The sequence below is a fragment of the Pseudomonas akapageensis genome (genome assembly GCF_011355085.1).
GTDB classification, from domain to species: domain Bacteria; phylum Pseudomonadota; class Gammaproteobacteria; order Pseudomonadales; family Pseudomonadaceae; genus Aquipseudomonas; species Aquipseudomonas akapageensis.
On sequence record NZ_VXCP01000038.1, the window covers coordinates 132382 to 154396 of the forward strand.

The following is a 22015-nucleotide window of genomic DNA, read 5'->3' on the forward strand; positions in this document are numbered from 1 at the left end:
TTAAAGGAACAGCATGATGAGCGCTCACCCACTATCGCCGATATCACTGTCGTTGCGGTCCTACGCCGGCGAATGCGCCCCGCATGATCATGACTTCCAGCAAATCGTGCTGCCGCAGAGCGGCGTCATGGAGATCGAAGTGGAGGGTCGCGGTGGCCGGGTCGACTGGAGCCAGGGCGTAGTCATTGCCTCCGGGGCGCGTCACACCTTCTCGACGCCCACCGCCAACAGCTTCATCGTGCTCGATATCGCGCCTCACGCGGCACAGGCCCTGGGTGACAAACCCTACTTCGCCATCACGCCGCCGATCCGGCATCTGCTCGACTATGCCTCCCATAACGCACACGCCTTGATGAACACCCCGGCACTCGCCGACTCCTGGAGCACGCTGCTGTTTTCCAGCTTCGCCCCCCCGACGAAGCCGAGCGAAAGCCGTCATCAAGTGATCCTGGCCCGGGCTCTGGCATACATCGAGCAGAACCTGCACGCGCCCATGACCGTGGCTGATATCGCGCGCACCTGTGCGACCAGCGAACGGCGTCTTTACCAGTTGTTCGAACAGCAATTGCAGCGCTCGCCCTTCGCCTATATCACCGAACAACGGCTGAACCGAGCCGTCGACCTGTTGCGTGGCACCACCCGTTCGATCGCCGATATCGCGCAATGTGTTGGCTACGCCGATCAAAGCGCCCTCACCCACGCCCTGAAGAAATCCCGAAATGTGACACCGGCGTCCTTGCGCAAGGCAGCACTCGCGCAGGAATGAACAAATATCCGGCAGGGTTCATCAATACCGGCGGCGTCAGCCTTCCTATCATTGCCTGACAGAAACCTTCGATCAGGCACCGTGCAAATGACAGAGATGACCCCGACCAGCAAGGCTTTTTACCCGACCAGAACCACCGCTTCGGCCACCGCCATCGGCGTCATCGCCGTCGTGCTCTGGTCCTGCCTGGCATTGCTGACCACGCTCACCGATGGCATTCCCCCCTTCGAGCTGCTCGCTCTCAGTTTCGGCGTGGCCTTCCTCGCCAGCTTGCTGGTGCTTGGACGCCAGGGCACGGCGGGGTTCACGTCGTGGCGCCAGCCGTTGCCGGTGTGGATCGTGGGCTTTGTCGGCATTTTCGCCTATCACGCCCTGTACTTCTTCGCCCTCAAGGCTGCCCCGGCGGCTGAAGCCAGCCTGATCGCCTATTTGTGGCCGTTGCTGATCGTGCTGCTGGCGGCGCTGCTGGCCGGCAACAGGTTGCGCTGGCGGCAAGTCCTGGGCGCGCTGCTGGGGCTGGCCGGCACGGCATTCATTCTCCTGCAGCGGGAACACAATGCAGTCGCGGCGATGCCGGTGGCGGGTTACCTGGCCGCCCTGGGATGCGCGCTGGTCTGGTCAAGCTATTCGGTCGTCAATCGCCGTTTCAGTGAAGTGCCCAGCAGCATCATCGGCGCCATTTGCGGCCTGGTGGCCCTGGCCGGGCTGGTGTGCCATCTGGCCTTCGAAACCACGGTACGGCCGGATTTCAGCCAGTGGGCTGCGATTGTCGGCCTGGGCCTGGGGCCCGTCGGCCTTGCGTTCTTTGCCTGGGACCATGCCACCAAGCATGGCAGCCTGCCGACGCTGGGCGCCTTGTCGTACCTGGCGCCGTTGATCTCCACGCTGTTGCTGATCGCCGTCGGCAGAAGCCATGCGAGCCCGATGCTGATCGTTCCGGCCTTGCTGATCATCGCCGGCGCGGTCATTGCGACGGCGCGATCGCGCTGACGCACTCGCTAATAGGTGCAGGCCTCAACAACCTGCTTCACCTTTTTGAGCGCTTCCCCGAGCGCAGCCAGCGATACCGAGCCCAACGCCAGGCGGATCGCATGGGGCACATGGGTTGTCGTCGCAAAGGGTTCGGCCGTCGATACCGCGATGTTTTCCCGCATCAGCGCCGCCGCGACATGATCAGCTCGAACCTCTTCGCCCAGCGGCAGCCAGACAAAATAGGAGCCGGGATGGCTGATGTACGGCAGCCCCGAGAGCGCCTCATGGGCGATTGATTGACGAGTTCGGGCATCGCGACGCTTCTCTTCTTCAAGTCGTGTGACCGTGCCATCGTCAAGCCAGCCACAGGCGATGGCCGTCATCACGCCGGGGGTGTTCCAGGTGGTGGCCCTGATTATTCGTTCTATCGCGCCCACCCATTGCGTGGGCGCTGCAACGAAGCCAACGCGAATCCCGGTGGCAATGCTTTTGGAAAAGCCCGAAACATACACAGTCGTTTCGGGTGCAAGTGCCGCCAATGGCGGCGGTGGATCCTCTGCCAAAAAGGCATAGGCCGCATCTTCGATAATCAGCAGACCGTATTGGCGGGCGATGGCGACCAGCCGCTGACGCCACTGCAAGCCTGTAACCCAGCCCAGCGGATTGTGCAACGTTGGCATCGAGTACACCGCGCGTACGCGCCGACGCTCGCACAGCGACTCCAGCGCGTTCAGGTCGGGCTCCTGGCCTGCCGCAGGAATGGGCGCCAGTTCGAGGCGGTGCGCCTGGGAGAGCACTTTGAATCCCGGGTAGGTCAAGGCATCGATCGCAACCACGTCACCGGGGTTGAGCAGCGCCATGACAGTGGCAGCCAGCCCATGCTGGGCGCCACTGACGATCAACACCTGATCCTCGCCCACGGCCAGGCCGCGACATTGCAGATGACGCGCCACCATGGCCCGCTCATGGGTGCGCCCTGCATGAGGCTGATAGCGCAGCATGGACTCCATGTCGCCGGAAATCGCCAGTTGGCGCAATGCTCCTCGCAGCAGCTCGACCTGGCCAGGCACAGCGGGGTAGTTGAAGTTGAGATCGACCACGCCTGCAGCAAACGCATACTGGTCAATGCCCTGCCCTGGCGGCAACGACGTTTCCCGCACGAAAGTACCGCGCCCGACCTCCCCGCTCACCAGCCCCATGGCCTCGAGTTCCGCGTAAACGCGCGTAGCCGTCACCAGGGCCAGCCCCTCCCTTGCCGCGAGTTCACGGTGCGTCGGCAGCCGGGTGCCGGGCTGCAGACGCCCGGCCTGGATATCGGCAGCCAATGCATCGACCACCACTTTGTAGCGTGAGCGAGCCATGGACAATGTATCCATTACAATTATTTGATTGTCATGATTGTCGGTCCTAGCATCGACTTGCGCAACGAGCACTTATGGCTCATCAGACATGCACAGGCAGGTGGGAACATGCACATCGCTATCTTGACCTTCGAAGGCTTCAACGAACTCGACTCCCTCATTGCGTTGGGCGTTCTCAATCGCGTCCAGAAACCCGGCTGGCGCGTGTCGATTGCCAGCCCCACTGCCCGTGTTCGTTCCATGAATGGAGTCGTCATCGAATCCCAGGCGTCGCTGCAAGAAGCCAGTGAAGCCGATGCCGTCATCATCGGCAGCGGCAGGCTGACACGTGATGTGGTGGCCGACGCCGCACTGATGGAACAATTGCAGCTTGATCCCGCCAGGCAACTGTTGGGCGCACAGTGTTCCGGGACGCTGGTCCTGGCAAAGCTGGGCCTGCTCGATGGCGTACCGGCCTGTACCGACTTGACGACCAAGCCCTGGGTGCAGGAAGCGGGTGTGGATGTGCTCAACCAGGCATTCTTTGCCAAGGGCAATGTTGCCACTGCCGGCGGCTGCCTTGCCTCTCACTATCTTGCGGCCTGGGTCATTGCCCGTCTGGAGGGTGTCGAAGCGGCGGAAAGTGCGCTGCACTACGTCGCGCCGGTGGGAGAGAAAGAAGAGTACGTAGCGCGCGGGTTGCGGCATATCACGCACTACCTGCCTGCTTGCTGAACTACGCGCAAAAAAAGCCCCGCATTAGCGGGGCTGTTTTTTTCGATGTGCTTACGCGGTGGCAACCATGCTGGCCGCTTCGGCGGTCAGCTTGTCACGGCTTTGGCCGTGGGAAGTCATCACCTGCGGCAGCAGCGAACCGACTACCATGCCCAATACGCTGAACAGAAGGCCAGCCAACTGCGGTGGCCAGAAGTCAGCCTCGGTGTGGGTGTACTCCAGCCACAGCCACGAACCCATGCCCAGCACGATGGCGGCCAGGGCGCCCTGGGTGGTTGCGCGCTTCCAGAACAGACCGGCGAACAGCGGCACGGCAGCGGCGACCAGGGTCACCTTGTAGGCATTGCCCACCATCTCATAGATGCTGGCGTCGGAGTACAGCGCAAACACGCAGGTGGCAATGGCGTAAACCAGAATCGTCACACGCATGGCGAACAGAAACTGCTTGTCGTTCATGTCCGGCAGGAAGCGCTTGAGCACGTTCTCGGTGAAGGTCACCGACGGCGCCAGCAGGGTGCCGGAGGCGGTGGACATGACCGCCGACAACAGCGCGCCGAAGAACAAGATCTGGGCGAACAGCGGCGTACGTTCCAGAATCAGGGTCGGCAGGATCATCTGCGCATCGGTATCCAGGAAGCGCTGAACCATCTGCGGATCGATCATGGAGGCTGCGTAGGTCAGGAAGATTGGCAGCATGCAGAACGTCAGGTAAAGAGCACCACCGGCCATCGATGCGCGAGAGGCGATTTTCTCGGTCTTGGCCGACATTACCCGGGCATAAACGTCCTGCTGCGGGATCGAGCCGAACATCATGGTCACGGCAGCGCCGATGAAGGTCACGACGTCCTTGGGCGAATGGCCGTGCATGAAAGCGAACTTGCCTGAGCTGGCGGCGTGGTCGATGACAGCGGTGGGACCGCCGGCCATGTCGCCGATCAGCCAGGTCAGGTAGAACAGGCCCGCCACGATGATGGTCATCTGCAGCGAGTCGGTCATTGCCACCGACCACATACCGCCGAACAGGGTGTGCAGCAGCACGATCACGGCACCGATCATCATGCCCTGGGTGGTGGTGACGGCGCCGTCGGACAGCACGTTGAACACAACGCCAAGGGCCGTGAACTGGGCAGCGATCCAGCCCAGATAAGACGCAATGATCACGATACTGGTGATCATTTCCACCTTCGGGCCGAAGCGCTTGCGGAAGAAGTCACCGATGGTGAGCAGGTTCATGCGGTACAGCGGGCGGGCAATGACCAGGCCGACCAGCATCAGGCAGCCGAAGGAGCCGAACGGGTCCTCGATGATGCCGGCGAAGCCTTCCTGGATGAAGGTCGCAGGAATGCCCAACACGGCTTCGGAACCGAACCAGGTGGAAAAGACCATCGCCACGACCAGCGGGAACGACATGCTCCGGCCTCCGGATGCGAAGTCCTTGGAGTTTTTCACGCGAGAGGACGCGTAGAAACCGACGCCTACCGTGACCAGCAGGTAAAACGCTACAAACCAAATCAGCATTTGCACTATCCGTTGGCTCGTCCGATACAGGGCTGGCAAGCGTGGCTCGTACCGCAGCATCGCGACTGACTATGTTATTTTTTTTGCGTGTCGCAAGCGGGTCCGGTCAGCGTGCTGTGGCCAGTACGCAGGAAGCATCACCACTTACAACGACGGCGGGCAGTCTGCCAAGCTTGTAAAATATGTCAAACGATTACAGCCAAAAAAAGTAAAAAAAATGACGGAATGTACAGCTTCAGCAGTAACAGGCTGATTTATCAGGGCTAAAGCGACAAAGCTGTTGGTTGCAGGTTGATTATATTTGACGGCCAAGTGAGCACCGCAGCGTCAGCGGTGTACCTCGGTGGGCGCGGCGGCACGCCGCGGGCGCAGCCACCAGCCCTGCTGCATCCCCGCCGCCGCCAGCAGAATCGCGATCACGCCCAGCCATTGCACCATGTCCAGGCGATGGCCGAAGGCGAACCAGTCCACGAAGATCGCAGCAATCGGGTAGATGAATGACAACGCGCCGGTCATGGCCGTCGGCAGCTTCTGGATCGCGCCGTACAGCAGCACATACATCACGCCGGTATGCACGATGCCCAGGGTCAGCAGGGACGCCCAGGGGCCGGATTGCGCGGGCAAGGCGGAAAAATTGGCAAAGGGAGCCAGCAGCAATACCCCGGTCCATACCTGGATCAACGCGATCAGATGCGGCGGTGTGCCGGTCAGGCGTTTGATGATCAGTGCGGCAAAGGCGTAGAGCAACGCAGCCCCGGCCGCCAACGCGATACCCAACAGGTACTGGCCACCGCTTTCACTCTGCCCGCCATGGGCGCTGACGATGGCCAGCATGCCGGCGAAGGCCACGGCCAGCCAGAACAGCTTCTGCACGGTAATCTTCTCGCCGAGAAACAGCGCCGCCAGCACCACCAGCATGAACGGCTGGACGTTGTAGACCGCCGTGCCGATAGCGATCGAGGCTCGCGAATACGAGGCGAACAACAGCAGCCAGTTGCCGACGATGGCCACTCCGCTGAGCACCGCCAGGCCAAAAGTGGCACGGGTCAGGATACCGGGACGCAGGAAACCCATCACCGCACAGATCACCAGCAAAGTCACCGCACCGAACAGGCAGCGCCAGAACACCACATCCAGCACCGGCTGACCGGACACCAGCACGAACCAGCCGATGGTGCCGGAGATCAGCATGGCAGCAATCATTTCCAGCGAACCGCGGCGAAGGGAGTTGTTCATGATCTGTTCCTCCTTTTGAGGAACAAATTATGGCAATCGCGAAGTAGTTTCCGCCAGTCAGAGAAAAAGGCGAAAAAGCCAACTTACCTTTATGATCAAGGTAAATCCGGCAAATCACCTATCGAGGCCAACATGACTGACGAAATAGACCAGCTATTGATCAGCGCATTGATGGAAGACTCCCGGCGCTCGCTCAAGGCACTGGCGCAGATCAGTGGCCTGTCGGCGCCCAGCGTCGCCGAACGCCTGCGCAAGCTCGAGGAACGCGGGGTGCTCAAGGGCTACACCGTGGACGTGGATGCGAAAAGCTTCGGCTACCAGCTCCAGGCTATCGTGCGTATCCGCCCCCTGCCCGGCCAGTTGCACGAGGTGGAGCGGCAGATCGTGGCCATCCCGGAGTTCACCGAGTGTGACAAGGTGACGGGTGATGACTGTTTCATCGCCCGCCTCCATGTCCGTTCCATGGAGCAGCTGGATACGTTGCTGGACAAGCTCAATAGTCATGCTGAAACCAATACTGCGATCGTCAAGAAGACTTCGGTGAAACGGCGATTGCCGCCGATGGCGTGAGGAGCTTTCTACTTGCCCTTGGCGAGAACATCTGCGACGGCAGCTTGAAGTCGCGTAGCTTGAGCTGGGCCAGTGGACCCGCGCCCAGTTCGGTGCGGATATGCCAGGTCATGCCCAGACCATGCGGGGTATGAGGACCAGACGGTAGCAGCTGTCGGCATCGTCCAAGGACGTGACCTGGGCTTGCTCCAGCAGGCGGATCAGGCCCTAGGTGCCCTGGTAGTCGCCGAGCAGGCGCGTGCCTGTGCGCACACTGGTTCCAGATCAGACTGTTGCCCGGTTGCTCGCCGTAGCCTACCGAGCGCCGAACTGCATGCGAGATTCCTAATTCGAAATCGATGGCACCGGCGTCATCACAGTGCTCCAGAGGCCCTTCTCGACGGCGCTGCCCCCACTGAAAATGAATTGCGGCCCATTACCCGACGCAATGGTCTGGGTCGCGGCGGCAATGGCCAGCCACGGCGAGGCTTGGCCCGGATGACCCAGCGATGCGTCCAGGTTGCAAAAGCCCTGCTGGGACCTTGTCGGCAGCAACAGTTCGGCCAGTACGGTGTTCATCGCCACATCATGTTGCGCAGCAACCCCCGCTCGCCAGACATGCTCGATGACTGGCGTGTCCCACGACACCCAGTCCAGGGCTTGGCGCGCTGCATAAAGCGTCGCCTCGGTGGTCGGTACCCTGACTTGCTCCGGGCGGTGGAGATAGGCAATCGCCGGCAAGATGGTTTGGGTCAGGCGGTTACCGAACAGCAGCCCCACCGCTGCCTCGGCTGTGCCTTCGGGCTGCTCTGGAGCGAACTGCACCGCCACCACCAGCAAAAGCGCCTGATCGTCGATGCGCTGGTCGAGCCACTGGTCAAGTGCGGCCAGGCCATTCCCTTCGACCGGTGCGGTCGACTGACGGATCCCGGAGCTGCTCCACGCCTGTTGCCATACCCGGCGCAACCGGTGCTCTGGCAAGCTGCTGTCGACCTCCAGCAATAAGGCCAAAGGCGTACTCTCAGGCAGATGCACCAAGGGTGGTGCCAGATCAGCAAGCACTTGCTTCAAGACTCCCAGCAATATGAGCTCTGGATCGTCCTCCATATCGCCGGGTAAGCGGCTGTGACGCGATGTGGCACCACTCGACCTGGATGACTGAGCCACAAGCGCCTCGACACCGTTGAGCAAGGCACCCAGTTGGGCTGCCGGCTGTGCCCCGGGCTTACGCAGAGCGGTATACAAGCTTGCACCCAACACTTGCTGGGAACGCCGCCCCCGACGCATTCTGCAAATCAAATCCTCCTCGCGCGCCTTATCCCAACCGTCGGCTGCGCCCTGTTGGCCGATGTACAGCAATGCGCGCCCGAAACTCAGCGCGCACCAACCCAGCAACGGTACGCCCAGCGCCGAAACCCAGAAGTCAACGGGCTGCTGATTCAACGCTTCGTCGTCGAACAACAATGTCAACCCCACACCCAGCAGCAGAAAAAGCAAAAGCAGGCCTAGCCAAAGCCAGGCACGAGGTGGTGCAGGTCGCGGTGCCTGCGCAGGGACTTGATCCAATCTGACTGGCATGGTTAGTTGCAATTCTCGTTAGTTTTTTTTCTTTGCAAGAGAGGTGATCTGCCACACCGTTTTCAAATATGACCTCGCAAATCATATTTTCCTGCAATTGATTGTGAATGAAGGATTCCGGGGTTAGGTCGGACCTGCGCACAAAAGCTCTCCAACAACTCCCTTCTCAACGGGAACAATGCACGCCCTTCGCTGCTCAGCAGCCAAGCGCAATGGTGTAATACTCAAAGTAAAATGAACGCCATCTGCGGAAAAATAAATATCCTCAAATTGGGCATCCGCAACCTCATCCTTAAACGACCGCCCTTCAAATGAGCAAATATTTTTGGACGAGGTCACTTGCCATTCAGGTTTTTGACTTAGCGCCTGAATAGTCAAACAGGGCTCTGAGAGTAATTTAATATGTCGAACTATGGCATTTCCTATCCGGTGCGAATTTACCCCAAACACATCCTTGTAATTGAAATCATCCGAATGCGTGACTGGCGACCCTTAGGAGTCACATGTGCACTTCCCCCTCATGAGTTTTTCTTCGCAGGAGAGGTGATCTGCTAAACCACTATGAAACACCACCTCGCAAGTCATCAGCTTGTCAATTACTGGCTGTAAAGGAATAACTTCAACTTCGAAGACAAGTTTGCCATTGTTAAATACCCCACTCTTCAGGCCTACATGTGTATAATTATCAAAATTTTTCCCGCCCAAGGAGCAAATTTCTTTCTCGGCTGACACCTTGCCGTCCCCTCCAGGCACCAAGTTCTGAACAACAATACAACCTTCCTCTGACGGATATAGATATCGAATAAACAAATCTCCTGCGTGGCCTGTCCCGGCCATTAGCACTTTTTTGTAATCAAACTCCTTTGCCTCAAGCAAGCCGGCAGTACAAAGCGCCAAAGCAAAAAAAAATAGTTATTCTCATACTTTTAAATACCTCGCTCGCCTTTGAAACCTATCTTCCGGAACAGCGATCCAATAATCCCTGCGGGAGATGATTTCTCTTATTTTTCCAAGGTCATTTTCCACAAAGGGTTTTTGAAGGAAGATTCTCGTGCGTGGACCGTAATCACCCCGATAGATCAGATCAATTAAAATATCCTGAATTTTGCTGTCCACTGCCCCCCAGTTGAGCGCGCCATACTTCCTAACATTGAGCTGATCATCCGATATGCGAATAACTGATTTTTTCATATATTCGTACACAGGCAAGAACAAATCATATTGCTGCTTTCTAGTAATTTTGTGCTTTCGAATCACATCTGGAGCCTGGGCAAGATAGTTCTTCGCGCTATCGCCCTGAAGTCCTTTAGCCCCAATCAGCCAGGCCAATAACGGTTGTTCTACACCGGCCGCACGCAAATCACTTCCCGGATCCGGTCGTTGACCGAGGTCGTAACCCCGACCAATAGTGATGCCCGACGCACCGCCCGGCCAGTGCACAACCCGACTGAAGTAGCGGTATAGCGGATGCGACTCATCTTCTATATCGTTACCTTCCACATCGAAGGTCAGTTGACCGTAAGGGACTTTCAGCCACTTCAGGTCGTTGTCATCACTTCCGAAATCGAAATGCCCCACCAACCCCACAGGATGAAAGTGAGCCACCTTCCCGTATCCTGACAGCCCAACTTTCACCATCACCTCATCCCACCAGCTCAGTTGCTTGAGCCGATTTTTCTCCGCCAACCAGTTCAAGTTTGGCGTCGAACCACTATGACCGAGCAGTTCATCCAGCGCGTCCCATTGCTGTGGCCTGTAGCACCACTCGCTATGGTTGTCGAAGATCAACCGAGCGATCGCCTGGGCATGGGCTGGCCGCTTGAGAGCAACCTTCAGCTCCTCGGCCGTTATCCTGCCATTGCGGTCACGGTCGATGATGTCGAACAGGCGCTGCTTGATCGGCCCTTTGTCTCCGACGTCGGCGATGGAGCCGAAGCGTTCGAGCTGTTGTTCATTAAAGCGATCAACAGCACGCAGGAAGGAAGCCAGCATTTTTCGCGGATAGTCGTAGTTGTAGATGAGCTCATAGCCTTCCCACGACCAGGGACTGACCCAAGGGGTAACGCCCACTTCTTCACGTACCCAGCCATCGATCAGCTTATGGTCGGCGTCATGCAGCAATCCGTCGAGGCGGTACCAGTTATAGGTCTTGCGACCACTCGTGGCGGGCTCCGTGATTTTGCTGTCGGCAGACAGACCATCGAGCAGACTCTTGGGGACCAGCAGGTCCGCGTCGCTGGAGGTGTTATTCCCGTAAAAATTAGGTGGCCGCTTGGCGCTGAAGTGGTCCTGATGCGTTGCCACCACCGTGCCTTTGGCTAGTTTCAGCCAAGTCTTGCTGCTGGCTGGCAAGCGTTGTGCCCAGGCGCGACTGGCTTCGATGAACAGGTCCACCTCATCCTCGGTGAACACCTCCAGGTGCAGTTTCTTTTCCGGGGCCGCGTGACTGTCTTGGTACAGGCCGATGTGGCCGATCAGGTCGCCAGCCTTGATCGCAACGGGCTGGTCGAGCACGACCACGCGATCATGGGCCAGGGGTTCCAACCCGCCTTGCAGCGACTTGTAGTGCACGTACTGGTTGACCCGCTCCAGCTTGCGGAACTCGCCGTCACCGCTGATCGTCACCTCCGTGCCTTTCGGCAGTTCCCCAATCTTATCGCTATCACGCTTCGCTTCGGTGCGTACGTTGAGTCCGCCCTCCTTGGTGGCGACGCGATACTGATCTGCGTCAATGTGTTCCAGCAGGCTGAAGGCAACGTAGCCTCGCAACGCACCTTCAGCGCTGATCAGGTTGGCCGGGCCGAGGCTATTCTCCAGCTTGCAATAGTCACCTTCGCCGCTGACGGTCACCTGCGCGCCCCGGGGCAGGAGGTCGAGGACCTGGCCCTGCCAGGCCTTGTTGCGCACGTTCAGACCGGGTTGATTGGGATAGCCCGGGTGGAAATCGTTGACCGTCTCCTTGACCCGACGCGTCACGCCCTCGGGCCAGAAGTCCGGACGGGCCAGGGTCGCGTCAATCTGATAGACCTTCAAGTCCTGCAGGTGCAGGTACAGGCTGAAGAACGTCAGGCTGGGCGGCGTGTCCGCGCTGCCCTCGATTTTCGGGGCCTGCAGGCGGTGGCGTACCAGCACGAAGTTGCGCGAGAAGGATCGCAGTGTCGGTAGCTGGTTGACGATGTAGGTCGTGGTCGGCGAGCGCTGATCGATGCGGTAGGCAACCACTTCACCGTCGGCCAGGCAGTGAACACTGGATTGATCCAGGGTGCTGGCGGTGCCTTCGTCGAAATGCACGCCACCGTGCCAGAGGCCATTGACCCCCAGGGGGTAGAAGCCCGCTTTTGCGTCGGCTAAATGGGTCAGCTGACGCAGCGGGTCACGGGTGTCCTTGAACGGGTGGCTCCAGTTCTGGACCGGTGGCAGTGAATTGGAGTTGACCTCAGTCGGCGAGGATGAGCGAACGGGACCGGTGTCCGGCGTTGGCAGGATCGGGGGATGGCGCACGTCGAAGCGAGCGTCGCGTTCGTGCTTGGGCATGCCAAACAGCCATCTAATTAAGCTAGCCATGGGATTTGCTCCTTGCAAAGGGATTAGCCAGAGATCTGCATACGCCCCCGGGTTTCGGTGTCATGCGCATTCAAGGGTGTCGCGAGGTCCTATACGGTGCTGGTGAATTCGACGCTGTATTTGAACGGCTGACTCAAGCGTTCCTTGCCCTCGACGCCACGACGTCGAGCGTTGCCTTGACGAACATGGTCAGGCCTCCGTGGCCACGGGATGTGCGAGGTCGAGTTATCCAATAGTTATTATTTGCGGCAGCAGATTGCGCAGGGCCAATAACCCGCCGACTTCTTCAGAACAACGCTCACGAAATCAAAAAATCTGAGCGTTCACGCCGACAAAAAAACCAGTACAAACATGCCCGACACAGCACAAAATTAATTTCGGTACAAACGAACAATTAACTTACAAGAGATACGCAAATCTTCTGATTTTATCGATACTGAATTGCTTCTAGCAGTTATTCCACCCCCCAATGTGAACTTAGGAAAGTTCCGATAAAACTTCAGAAACAACCTACGACTAATTGTTCAAGAGCCATTGCAAATCAGCCAAGCGCCTCGTGCAGAGCACACCAAGGCCAGGAAAAATCGGATACGCTGTGCAAGGACCAGTCACGTAACAGCCAAACCATGCAAACCACCCTCGATCTGTTCGCCTCCCTCCCCCCCGAGCCCCCTCGGGCGGTACAGATCGGCACCCACGCCTGGGTGCTCGAGGGCTTCGCCCTGCCCTACGTCGATCGTTTGCTGCAGGCACTGGCCAGCATCGAGGCGCAAGCGCCGTTCCGGCAGATGATCACGCCGGGCGGCTTCACCATGTCGGTTGGCCTGACCAACTGCGGCGCCCTGGGCTGGACCACTGACCGTCGCGGGTATCGCTATGCTCCCCTCGACCCCGATAACGGCCAACCCTGGCCGGCGATGCCAAAAGTCTTTCTGGAACTGGCCGACGCCGCCGCTGCCGCCGCAGGCTTTGCCGGCTTTGTCCCGGATGCCTGCCTGATCAACCGCTATGTGCCGGGCGCACGCCTGTCCCTGCATCAGGACAAGGACGAACGCAGCTATGAGCACCCGATCGTTTCAGTATCGCTGGGCATCCCGGCGGTCTTCCTGTTCGGTGGTCATGTTCGAGGCGACAAGGCCCGGCGCATCGGCCTGATGCATGGCGACATCGTGGTCTGGGGCGGCGAAGACCGCCTGCGCTATCACGGCGTGCTGCCACTCAAACCCGCGGAGCACCCGCTGCTGGGCGCCCAGCGCATCAACTTCACCCTGCGCAAGGCCGGCTGAAATGACCGCAACCTTCACTGCCGCCAGCGAGTTTCTGGCCTCTCTCGATGAACACTGGGCGCGACTGGTCGAACAGGTCGGACCCTGCACCCATGAACCCAAACCAGCGCGCGAACCCTATGAAGCATTGATCCGCGCCATCGCCTACCAGCAGCTGCACGCCCGTGCCGGCGATGCCATTCTTGGGCGGATGCTGGCGCTCTACCCCGGCGTGCGCTTTCCCAGCGCCGAACAGATCGTCGTGACCCAGCCCGAAGCCCTGCGCGCCTGCGGCTTCTCGGCGACCAAACTGGCGACCATTCAAGGCATCGCCCAGGCCGCGATGTCGGGGTTGGTCCCGGACTATGCCCAGGCCAGCCAGATGGACGACGAGGCCTTGATCGAACGCCTGATCACCTTGCGCGGGGTCGGCCGCTGGACCGTGGAAATGTTCCTGATCTACACCCTCGAGCGCATGGACATCTTCCCCGCCGACGACTTTGGCGTGCGCGAAGGCTATCGGCGCTTCAAGGGGCTTGAGGCGCAATTGACACGCAAGCAGATGATCGAGACGGCGCGGGCCTGGAGTCCCTGGCGGACGGTGGCAGCCTGGTACTTGTGGCGGGCGCCGGCGCATGATCGAATTTGACCGCAAGACCCGGAGTTTTCTCGGCCAGAGGTCGGCCTAAGCTGGGCCCAACTGATCGCGCCACAGGGTAGAACGCCATGAAAGCCCCAGCACCTGCTACGAGCAAACACACCGTCAGTGAGTCAGATCCACGTTGGCAAGCCGTGCTCGCCCGTGACCCAGCGGCCGATGCTGCCTTCGTCTACGGGGTCAAGACCACCGGCGTGTATTGCCGGGCCAGCAGCCCGTCGCGCCTGCCCAAGCGCGAAAACGTCGAATTCTTCGAGACCGCCGCACAGGCCGAAGCCGCCGGCTACCGGCCGAGCAAGCGTGCCGCCGCCGACCAGACCAGTGTCGCCGGGCAGCATGCCGCGCTGGTAACGCGGGCCTGTGAAATCATCGAGCACGCCGACGAATCGCCCAATCTGAACAGCCTCGCCGAACAGGTCGGCATGAGCCCCTATCATTTCCACCGGGTGTTCAAGGCCACCACCGGATTGACCCCCAAGGCCTACGCATCGTCACACCGGGCCCGACGGATGCGAGATCAACTGGCCCGTGCCAGCTCGGTTACCGATGCCCTGTACGAAGCAGGCTTCAATTCCAACAGCCGCTTCTATGAAACCAGCGCCGGCGTGTTGGGCATGAAGCCGGGCGACTACCGTGCCGGCGGCGCCAACAACGACATTCGTTTCGCTGTCGGGGAATGTTCGCTGGGGGCGATTCTGGTTGCCCAGAGTGATCGCGGGATTTGCGCCATCCTGTTGGGTGAGGATCCCGATGCGCTGGTGCACGACCTGCAGGACAAATTCCCGCGGGCCAACTTTATCGGCGGCGACCAGGACTTCGAGCAGTTGATTGCCAAGGTGGTCGGGTTCATCGAAGCACCGGCCATTGGCCTGGACCTGCCACTGGATGTGCGTGGCACAGCGTTTCAGGAACGGGTGTGGCAGGCCTTGAGCACGATCCCGGTGGGCACGACCGCGAGCTACGCCGAGATTGCCCGCATGATCGGCGCGCCGAAATCGTTTCGCGCGGTCGCCCAGGCGTGCGGGGCCAACAGCATTGCAGTGGCCATTCCCTGCCATCGGGTGGTGCGCAGTGATGGGGATTTGTCGGGGTATCGTTGGGGAGTGGAGCGCAAGCGGCGGTTGTTGGAGCGGGAGGCGGAGTGAGGCTGTTGGTCCGTGTGATCTCGTTCCCACGCTCCGCGTGGGAACGAGCGAAAGAGATTTAACCTGCGGATACATTTCGGCGGAAAACTGCGTCGTCTGCATCGTTGGCAAGCCAGCTCCCACAGGGGGATCACAGGAACCCACAGATATCTGGTACAACGCCGACCTCTGTGGGAGCCGGCTTGCCGGCGATGGGCTGCAAACCAGCCCCAATCACCTGCAACGACCGGGTGATTTTTCCGCCAATACCCGGTCAGATACTGAAAGCCCCTGCGAGCATCACCCATGCACCCGCTACGCATTGCGACCTTCAACGTCAACGGCATCCGCGCCCACCTGCCCAATCTGCTGGCGTGGCTTGCGCGCGAGCCCCCCGACATCGTCTGCCTGCAGGAACTGAAGGCCCTGGACAAGGCCTTCCCGGTAGGCGAGATCGAAGCAGCCGGTTATGGCGCAATCTGGCACGGCCAGGCGTCCTGGAATGGCGTCGCGATCCTGGGGAGAGACACTCATCCTCTGGAAATCCGCCGTGGCCTGCCCGGCGATCCGGACGACAGCCACAGCCGCTACCTGGAGGCTGCCGTGCATGGCGTGGTGGTCGGTTGCCTGTACCTGCCCAACGGCAACCCGCAGCCGGGTCCGAAGTTCGATTACAAGCTGGCCTGGTTCGAACGCCTCATCAGCCACGCCCAGGGTCTGTACGCCAGCGAACATCCGGTGGTGCTGGCCGGCGACTACAACGTCGTGCCCACAGACGAGGACATCTACAACACGCGGTCCTGGCTCAAGGACGCCCTGCTGCAGCCCGAAAGCCGCGAGTGCTACCAGCGCCTGCTGGCCCAGGGCTGGACCGACGCCCTGCGCGCCATCTACCCCACAGAGCGTATCTACACCTTCTGGGATTACTTCCGCCAGCACTGGCAGAAAAACTCAGGGCTGCGCATCGATCACCTGTTGCTCAACCCGCCCCTGGCCCAGCACCTGAAAAACGCCGGTGTCGATGCCTGGGTCCGCAACGAGCCCCATGCCAGCGACCATGCGCCGACCTGGATCGAGCTTGAACTGCCCAACGATGCCTGAGGCGATAGCCATTGTGGGAGCAGGCGTGCCGGACCGCAGCGATCGCGTCAACGCGGTGTTTCAGACAAACCGCGTCGCCTGTATCGCTGGCAAGCCAGCTCCCACAAAGGTCGGCGCAGACCTTAAACACTGTTGCTCGCTTTATATTGGACAACATTGCCCCTTGGGCCAATGATGCAAGTAAGCCGTGCCCAATAGACAAGGGTTGTCCACCCGCCATGAATATCCTCTACGACGAACGCGTCGACGGCGCCCTGCCCGACACCGACAAGGCCGCGCTACTCAAGGCGCTGCGCGAGCAACTGCCGGACCTGGAGATCCTCGATCGCGCCGAAGAACTCAGGCCCTATGAATGCGATGGCCTCTCGGCCTACCGCACCACCCCCATGCTGGTGGTTTTGCCGCGTACGCTCGAACAGGTCCAGATGCTGCTCAAGCTGTGTCATCAGCGCCGCGTCCCGGTGGTCGCGCGGGGTGCCGGCACGGGTCTGTCCGGCGGCGCCCTGCCATTGGAAAAAGGCGTGCTGCTGGTCATGGCACGCTTCAACCAGATCCTTGAAATCGATCCCGCCGGACGCTTCGCCCGGGTGCAGCCGGGTGTGCGCAACCTGGCCATTTCCCAGGCGGCGGCGCCCTACGGCTTGTACTACGCCCCGGACCCCTCCTCGCAAATCGCCTGCTCCATCGGCGGCAATGTGGCCGAAAACGCGGGCGGCGTGCATTGCCTGAAGTACGGCCTGACCGTGCACAACCTGCTCAAGGTGGACATGCTCACGGTCGATGGCGAGCACCTGACCCTGGGCAGCGACGCCCTGGACTCGCCCGGCTTCGACCTGCTGGCGCTGTTCACCGGCTCCGAAGGCATGCTCGGGGTCATCACCGAAGTCACGGTCAAGCTGCTGCCCAAGCCGCAGATGGCCAAGGTGTTGCTGGCCGCCTTCGACTCGGTTGAGAAAGCCGGCCGCGCCGTGGGCGATATCATCGCCGCCGGGATCATCCCCGGCGGCCTGGAAATGATGGACAACCTGGCCATCCGCGCCGCCGAAGACTTTATTCACGCCGGCTACCCGGTCGATGCCGAAGCCATCCTGCTGTGCGAACTCGACGGCGTCGAAGCCGATGTGCACGACGATTGTGAGCGGGTGCGCGAGGTGCTGGTCAAGGCCGGCGCCACCGAAGTGCGCCAGGCTCGCGACGAGGCCGAACGGGTGAAATTCTGGGCCGGACGCAAGAACGCCTTCCCGGCGGTCGGGCGCCTGTCGCCGGACTATTACTGCATGGACGGCACCATCCCCCGGCGCGAGTTGCCGGGCGTGCTCAAGGCCATCAGCGCGCTGTCCGCCGAATTCGGCCTGCGGGTGGCCAACGTGTTCCACGCCGGCGACGGCAACATGCACCCGCTGATTCTGTTCGATGCCAACCAGCCCGGCGAGCTGGACCGTGCCGAGGCATTGGGTGGCAAGATCCTCGAACTGTGCGTGGAGGTCGGTGGCAGCATCACCGGCGAACACGGCGTGGGCCGCGAGAAGATCAACCAGATGTGTGCCCAGTTCAACAGTGACGAGCTGACCCTGTTCCATGCGGTCAAGGCCGCCTTCGACCCCAGCGGCCTGCTCAACCCCGGCAAGAACATCCCGACCCTGCATCGCTGCGCCGAATTCGGCGCCATGCACGTGCACATGGGCAAGCTGCCCTTCCCTGAACTGGAGCGTTTCTGATGCATGGCGAACAATCCACCGACGCCAGCACCGAGCTGCTGGCGCAGGTCGAACAGGCCCTGCACGACAAAGCCGCGCTGCGCATTCAGGGTGGCAACAGCAAGGCCCATCTCGGTCGCCCCGTGCAAGGTCAACTGCTCGACACCCGCGCCCATCGCGGCATTGTCAGCTATGACCCGACCGAACTGGTGTTGACCGCCCGTGCCGGCACGCCATTGGCCGAAATCAACGCGGCACTGGAGGCGGCCGGGCAGATGCTGCCGTGCGAACCGCCCCATGGCGAAGACGGCGCCACCCTGGGCGGCATGGTCGCCGCCGGGTTGTCCGGGCCACGCCGGCCCTGGGCCGGCTCGGTGCGCGATTACGTCCTCGGCACCCGGGTCATTACCGGCCACGGCAAACACCTGCGCTTTGGCGGTGAAGTGATGAAGAACGTCGCCGGCTACGACCTGTCGCGCTTGCTGACCGGCAGTTTCGGCTGCCTGGGACTGCTGACCGAAGTGTCGCTCAAGGTCCTGCCCAAGCCGCGCCATTGCCTGAGCATCACCCTGGAAATGAATGCCGAGCAGGCCCTGCGCAAATTGGCCGAATGGGGCCAGCAACCCATCCCCATCAGCGCCGCCAGCCACGACGGGCAACACTTGCACCTGCGCCTGGAAGGCGGTGAAGGCTCAGTGTGTGCGGCCCATGACCGCCTGGGTGGCGAACGGTTCGATTCCTGTTACTGGAACGATCTGAATGCCCAGCGCCTGGCGTTTTTCCAGGACGAGCGCCCGCTGTGGCGCCTGTCGCTGCCCAACAACACCGGCGTGCTTGCCCTGCCCGGCGCGCAACTGATCGATTGGGCCGGCGCCCAGCGCTGGTTGAAGTCCAGCGCCGAGGCAGACGCCATTCGTGCCATCGCCGCCCAGGCCGGCGGGCATGCCACCTGCTACGGTAACTGCGACAGTCCCTTCCAGCCGTTGCCGGCGCCGCTGTTGCGCTACCACCGTCAGCTCAAGACGCAACTCGACCCGCAAGGGATTTTCAACCCGGGCCGGATGTACGCGGAGCTCTGATCATGCAAACCACCTTGAGCGAAAACGCCAAACGCCTGCCGCGCGCCGAGGAAGCCGAAAGCATCCTGCGCACCTGCGTGCACTGCGGTTTCTGCAATGCCACCTGCCCGACCTATCAACTGCTGGGCGACGAATTGGACGGACCGCGCGGACGCATCTACCTGATCAAACAGGTGCTGGAAGGCAATGAGGTGACTGCCAAGACCCAGCAGCACCTGGACCGCTGCCTGTCATGCCGCAACTGCGAAACCACCTGCCCGTCCGGGGTCGACTATCACAACCTGCTGGACATCGGCCGCGCCGTGGTGGACGAGGCCGTGCCGCGCAGCGCCGGCCAGCGCCTTTTGCGCCAGGGTTTGCGGGCACTGGTGCCGAATCCGGTGGTGTTCAAGCCGTTGTTCAGGATCGGCGAAAGCCTGCGCCCCATGCTGCCGCAAAGCGTGCAGCTGAAACTGCCGCGCAGGATCACTCCAGCCAAGCCCCGACCGACTCGCCAGCATGCCCGCCGCGTGCTGATGCTTGAAGGCTGCGTGCAACCGTCCCTGTCGCCCAATACCAATGCCGCCACCGCAAGGGTGCTGGACCGGCTCGGCATCAGCATCACCCCGATCAGCCAGGCCGGTTGCTGCGGCGCCGTCGACTACCACCTGGACGCTCAGCAGACGGGCCTGGAACGGGCCCGGCGCAATATCGACGCCTGGTGGCCGGCGATCGAAAGCGGTGCCGAGGCGATCGTGCAAACCGCCAGTGGCTGCGGCGCCTTCGTCAAGGATTACGGGCACCTGCTCAAGGACGACGCGGCCTATGCTACCAAGGCCGCGCGAGTCAGCGCCTTGAGCAAGGACTTGGTGGAGATACTGCTGGCCGAACCACTGGAAAAGCTCGGCGCCCACAGCGACCTGCGCCTGGCCTTCCATTGCCCTTGCACCCTGCAGCATGCCTTGAAGCTTGGCGGTGCGGTCGAGAGCGTGCTGTCACGCCTGGGCTTTCACCTCACGGCCGTGCCCGACAGCCATCTGTGCTGCGGGTCGGCAGGCACCTACTCGATTACCCAGCCTGCACTGTCGCAGCAGTTGCGCGACAACAGGATGAACGCCCTGGAAAGCGGTCAGCCACAAGTGATCGCGACCGCCAATATCGGTTGCCAGACCCACCTCGACAGCGCCGGCCGTACCCCGGTACGGCACTGGATCGAACTGGTCGAAGAATCAATGAACCCACAGGAAAGCCCATGAACAGCAAAGCCGTACTGAGCCAGAAAGAAGTCAGCCTGATCCTTGCTGCCGCCCGTAGCGAAGCTCAGCGTAACCAGTGGAACGTCAGCATTGCCGTGGTCGACGACGGCGGTCACCCGCTGGCCCTGGAGCGCCTGGATGGCTGCGCCCCGATCAGCGCCTACATCGCCACGGAAAAAGCCCGCACCTCGGCGCTGGGCCGACGCGAGTCCAAAGGCTATGAAGACATGGTCAACGGTGGCCGCAGTGCCTTCCTCTCGGCGCCCTTGCTGACGTCTCTTGAAGGCGGCGTGCCGATCATCGTCGATGGTCAGGTGGTCGGTGCGGTCGGGGTATCGGGCGTCAAGGCTGAACAGGATGCGCAGGTTGCGAAGGCCGGCAGCCAAGCCTTGAATTGAAACCCATCTCGTTCCCACGCGGGGCGTGGGAACGAGGAAGGAAGCTAGTGGCGGCTGCCGTTTTTGCGCGCTACCCCCTGCCACTGCTCCGGCAACGCCATCCGGATAACCCCCAGGCACACGAACAGCACCAACACCCCGCCGGCAAAGGTCAGCAGGCGCTCATCCCAGGGCACTTCATCTTCGAAGGCCGCCACCAGCATGAGCGCCCCCGCGCCCAGCATTGCCGCGATCAGCAAAAACGCACTGAGCCAAACCTTGATGAACAACAGCCGCCAGACCCACTTGGTGCGTGGCCGCAACGTCTGAACGACCTCGCGGTTGAACGACCCATCGCGCATGATCCCTTGCCTCATCTGCATCCCATTGACCCAAACCAATAGCACTTTGAAATTAATGGCAAAATGATGCATTTCTCCGCTCAAGAGAGCAAGCAGACAACTGGAAGCTGGATCCAGAATCAGACGACCGGGCGGTCGCGCCTCACTGCATCGGCGAAAAACTCGCCGGCAAGTACACCGTGGAATGCATTTCGCGCAGTTGCGGACCGGAGTTCAGCGGCGGCCAGACGCCATCCGCCACGGCACGGGTGCGCACGTCCAGGCGTTGTTCCAGGCTCGCGTAGGGCCAGATGTGCAGGTAGCGTGGTGTGCGGCCGTCGGTGGCATAGAAGGCTGCAGCGACATCCGAGTATCCCTCGGCTGTACGCGGGCCGATGGCGTTTTTCCAGCCTTCGAGCGTCGGCATCAGGCCTGAAGGGATCAGGTTGTACACCCGCAACTCGTAGAACGGGCCATGGGCGCCGGGCTTGGGGGCTTCGAGGAACGGGAACAGGGTGTAGTTCTCGACCTTCATGTCCAGCATGAACTCCTCGATGCCGAAAACATCACTTCCCAGCAAATAGCGATCACGCTCGGCCAGTCGTGCGTTCTCGTCGGTAAAGCCGCGCAGCACGGCGATCTCGTTGAGCGGACCGATTTCCGAAGCCCAGCAGCCAATCAGGGTACCGCCCACTTCGGGCAGCGCCAGGGTTTCCTGTAGCCGTTGCATCGCCTGGGCCGGCGTGCGCACGCGCACAGTGAAGGTAATCAGTTCATACAGTCTCATGGCAACTCTCTGACAGTGAAAAGGGCGCAGCCGAACACCGCGCGCCCTTGTGACCGAGCGCGTCGAACAAACAGGTTACTGGGGTAAAAGTTG

20 protein-coding genes and 1 pseudogene are annotated in these 22015 nt (G+C 61.0%); 12 read left to right on the top strand and 9 right to left on the bottom strand.

Translation table 11 applies throughout. From position 1 onward, the window contains the following. Window positions 1-16: 16 nt before the first annotated feature. Complete coding sequence (locus F2S13_RS22540; RefSeq protein ID WP_166364961.1) at window positions 17-766, top strand: AraC family transcriptional regulator; 750 nt, start codon at window positions 17-19, stop codon at window positions 764-766. Between the two features lie 87 nt (window positions 767-853). Continuing rightward, window positions 854-1756: an aromatic amino acid exporter YddG gene (yddG, locus tag F2S13_RS22545; protein WP_425500241.1), complete on the top strand. Its 903-nt coding sequence runs from the start codon at window positions 854-856 to the stop codon at window positions 1754-1756. Between the two features lie 8 nt (window positions 1757-1764). Here yddG and F2S13_RS22550 read toward each other — a convergent pair whose 3' ends face one another. Next, window positions 1765-3099: an aminotransferase-like domain-containing protein gene (locus F2S13_RS22550; RefSeq protein WP_166364963.1), complete on the bottom strand. Its 1335-nt coding sequence runs from the start codon at window positions 3097-3099 to the stop codon at window positions 1765-1767. A gap of 108 nt (window positions 3100-3207) precedes the next feature. Here F2S13_RS22550 and F2S13_RS22555 point away from each other — a divergent pair, with 108 nt between their 5' ends. Further along, entirely contained in the window at window positions 3208-3813 is a 606-nt protein-coding gene (locus tag F2S13_RS22555; protein WP_166364965.1) for a DJ-1/PfpI family protein, read from the top strand. A gap of 51 nt (window positions 3814-3864) precedes the next feature. Here the strand turns inward: F2S13_RS22555 and F2S13_RS22560 are convergent, their stop codons facing one another. Next, window positions 3865-5331, bottom strand: coding sequence for a high affinity choline transporter 1 (locus F2S13_RS22560; protein ID WP_166364967.1), 1467 nt, complete (start codon window positions 5329-5331; stop codon window positions 3865-3867). A 327-nt stretch (window positions 5332-5658) separates the two neighbouring features. Continuing rightward, entirely contained in the window at window positions 5659-6567 is a 909-nt protein-coding gene (locus F2S13_RS22565; RefSeq protein WP_166364969.1) for a DMT family transporter, read from the bottom strand. A 132-nt stretch (window positions 6568-6699) separates the two neighbouring features. Here F2S13_RS22565 and F2S13_RS22570 point away from each other — a divergent pair, with 132 nt between their 5' ends. Further along, on the top strand, window positions 6700-7137 hold the full coding sequence (locus F2S13_RS22570) for an Lrp/AsnC family transcriptional regulator (protein ID WP_166364971.1): 438 nt from the start codon (window positions 6700-6702) through the stop codon (window positions 7135-7137). Here F2S13_RS22570 and F2S13_RS29500 read toward each other — a convergent pair. From F2S13_RS29500 to F2S13_RS22580, 4 genes and pseudogenes are all read right to left on the bottom strand, one after another. Further along, a pseudogene (locus tag F2S13_RS29500) lies at window positions 7094-7417 on the bottom strand (hypothetical protein); the annotation flags it as partial. The gene F2S13_RS22570 and the pseudogene F2S13_RS29500 overlap by 44 nt on opposite strands. A 44-nt stretch (window positions 7418-7461) precedes the next feature. Then, on the bottom strand, window positions 7462-8613 hold the full coding sequence (locus F2S13_RS22575) for a hypothetical protein (RefSeq protein ID WP_343047582.1): 1152 nt from the start codon (window positions 8611-8613) through the stop codon (window positions 7462-7464). Between the two features lie 204 nt (window positions 8614-8817). Further along, window positions 8818-9072 carry a hypothetical protein gene (locus F2S13_RS29270; protein ID WP_218584057.1) on the bottom strand — a complete coding sequence of 85 codons (255 nt, stop codon included), beginning with the start codon at window positions 9070-9072 and terminating at the stop codon, window positions 8818-8820. Window positions 9073-9612: 540 nt separating this feature from the next. Continuing rightward, window positions 9613-12258, bottom strand: coding sequence for a hypothetical protein (locus F2S13_RS22580; protein ID WP_178119044.1), 2646 nt, complete (start codon window positions 12256-12258; stop codon window positions 9613-9615). A gap of 626 nt (window positions 12259-12884) precedes the next feature. Between F2S13_RS22580 and alkB the strand changes: the two genes are divergently transcribed. The 8 genes from alkB to F2S13_RS22620 all read left to right on the top strand — a co-directional run bounded on the left by alkB (window position 12885) and on the right by F2S13_RS22620 (window position 20815). Next, entirely contained in the window at window positions 12885-13544 is a 660-nt protein-coding gene (gene alkB / locus F2S13_RS22585) for a DNA oxidative demethylase AlkB (RefSeq protein ID WP_166364975.1), read from the top strand. Between the two features lies 1 nt (window position 13545). After that, window positions 13546-14172, top strand: a complete 627-nt coding sequence (locus F2S13_RS22590) for a DNA-3-methyladenine glycosylase family protein (protein WP_166364977.1) — start codon at window positions 13546-13548, stop codon at window positions 14170-14172. Between the two features lie 77 nt (window positions 14173-14249). Next, entirely contained in the window at window positions 14250-15326 is a 1077-nt protein-coding gene (gene ada, locus F2S13_RS22595) for a bifunctional DNA-binding transcriptional regulator/O6-methylguanine-DNA methyltransferase Ada (RefSeq protein ID WP_166364979.1), read from the top strand. Between the two features lie 285 nt (window positions 15327-15611). Continuing rightward, a complete protein-coding gene (locus tag F2S13_RS22600; protein ID WP_166364981.1) occupies window positions 15612-16406 on the top strand; it encodes an exodeoxyribonuclease III in 795 nt (264 codons plus the stop codon). A 218-nt stretch (window positions 16407-16624) separates the two neighbouring features. Then, a complete protein-coding gene (gene glcD / locus F2S13_RS22605; RefSeq protein WP_166364983.1) occupies window positions 16625-18124 on the top strand; it encodes a glycolate oxidase subunit GlcD in 1500 nt (499 codons plus the stop codon). Beyond that, entirely contained in the window at window positions 18124-19182 is a 1059-nt protein-coding gene (gene glcE / locus F2S13_RS22610; protein WP_166364985.1) for a glycolate oxidase subunit GlcE, read from the top strand. The genes glcD and glcE overlap by 1 nt, the downstream gene beginning before the upstream one ends. A gap of 2 nt (window positions 19183-19184) precedes the next feature. After that, entirely contained in the window at window positions 19185-20417 is a 1233-nt protein-coding gene (glcF, locus tag F2S13_RS22615; RefSeq protein WP_166364987.1) for a glycolate oxidase subunit GlcF, read from the top strand. Beyond that, entirely contained in the window at window positions 20414-20815 is a 402-nt protein-coding gene (locus F2S13_RS22620) for a heme-binding protein (protein WP_166364989.1), read from the top strand. Before glcF ends, F2S13_RS22620 begins: the two co-directional genes overlap by 4 nt. Before the next feature lie 44 nt (window positions 20816-20859). Here F2S13_RS22620 and F2S13_RS22625 read toward each other — a convergent pair whose 3' ends face one another. Both F2S13_RS22625 and F2S13_RS22630 read right to left on the bottom strand, forming a co-directional pair. Then, window positions 20860-21156: a hypothetical protein gene (locus F2S13_RS22625; protein ID WP_166364991.1), complete on the bottom strand. Its 297-nt coding sequence runs from the start codon at window positions 21154-21156 to the stop codon at window positions 20860-20862. A gap of 142 nt (window positions 21157-21298) precedes the next feature. Beyond that, window positions 21299-21922 (bottom strand): NIPSNAP family protein, encoded by a 624-nt coding sequence (locus tag F2S13_RS22630; protein WP_166364993.1) that lies wholly within the window; start codon window positions 21920-21922, stop codon window positions 21299-21301. Between the last annotated feature and the right edge of the window lie 93 nt (window positions 21923-22015).

Coding starts and splice junctions, on each gene's coding strand:
- F2S13_RS22540 (WP_166364961.1), top strand. CDS start 17: ATGAGCGCTCACCCACTATCGCCGATATCACTGTCGTTGCGGTCCTAC.
- yddG (WP_425500241.1), top strand. CDS start 854: ATGACAGAGATGACCCCGACCAGCAAGGCTTTTTACCCGACCAGAACC.
- F2S13_RS22550 (WP_166364963.1), bottom strand. CDS start 3,099: ATGGCTCGCTCACGCTACAAAGTGGTGGTCGATGCATTGGCTGCCGAT.
- F2S13_RS22555 (WP_166364965.1), top strand. CDS start 3,208: ATGCACATCGCTATCTTGACCTTCGAAGGCTTCAACGAACTCGACTCC.
- F2S13_RS22560 (WP_166364967.1), bottom strand. CDS start 5,331: ATGCTGATTTGGTTTGTAGCGTTTTACCTGCTGGTCACGGTAGGCGTC.
- F2S13_RS22565 (WP_166364969.1), bottom strand. CDS start 6,567: ATGAACAACTCCCTTCGCCGCGGTTCGCTGGAAATGATTGCTGCCATG.
- F2S13_RS22570 (WP_166364971.1), top strand. CDS start 6,700: ATGACTGACGAAATAGACCAGCTATTGATCAGCGCATTGATGGAAGAC.
- F2S13_RS22580 (WP_178119044.1), bottom strand. CDS start 12,258: ATGGCTAGCTTAATTAGATGGCTGTTTGGCATGCCCAAGCACGAACGC.
- alkB (WP_166364975.1), top strand. CDS start 12,885: ATGCAAACCACCCTCGATCTGTTCGCCTCCCTCCCCCCCGAGCCCCCT.
- F2S13_RS22590 (WP_166364977.1), top strand. CDS start 13,546: ATGACCGCAACCTTCACTGCCGCCAGCGAGTTTCTGGCCTCTCTCGAT.
- ada (WP_166364979.1), top strand. CDS start 14,250: ATGAAAGCCCCAGCACCTGCTACGAGCAAACACACCGTCAGTGAGTCA.
- F2S13_RS22600 (WP_166364981.1), top strand. CDS start 15,612: ATGCACCCGCTACGCATTGCGACCTTCAACGTCAACGGCATCCGCGCC.
- glcD (WP_166364983.1), top strand. CDS start 16,625: ATGAATATCCTCTACGACGAACGCGTCGACGGCGCCCTGCCCGACACC.
- glcE (WP_166364985.1), top strand. CDS start 18,124: ATGCATGGCGAACAATCCACCGACGCCAGCACCGAGCTGCTGGCGCAG.
- glcF (WP_166364987.1), top strand. CDS start 19,185: ATGCAAACCACCTTGAGCGAAAACGCCAAACGCCTGCCGCGCGCCGAG.
- F2S13_RS22620 (WP_166364989.1), top strand. CDS start 20,414: ATGAACAGCAAAGCCGTACTGAGCCAGAAAGAAGTCAGCCTGATCCTT.
- F2S13_RS22625 (WP_166364991.1), bottom strand. CDS start 21,156: ATGCGCGATGGGTCGTTCAACCGCGAGGTCGTTCAGACGTTGCGGCCA.
- F2S13_RS22630 (WP_166364993.1), bottom strand. CDS start 21,922: ATGAGACTGTATGAACTGATTACCTTCACTGTGCGCGTGCGCACGCCG.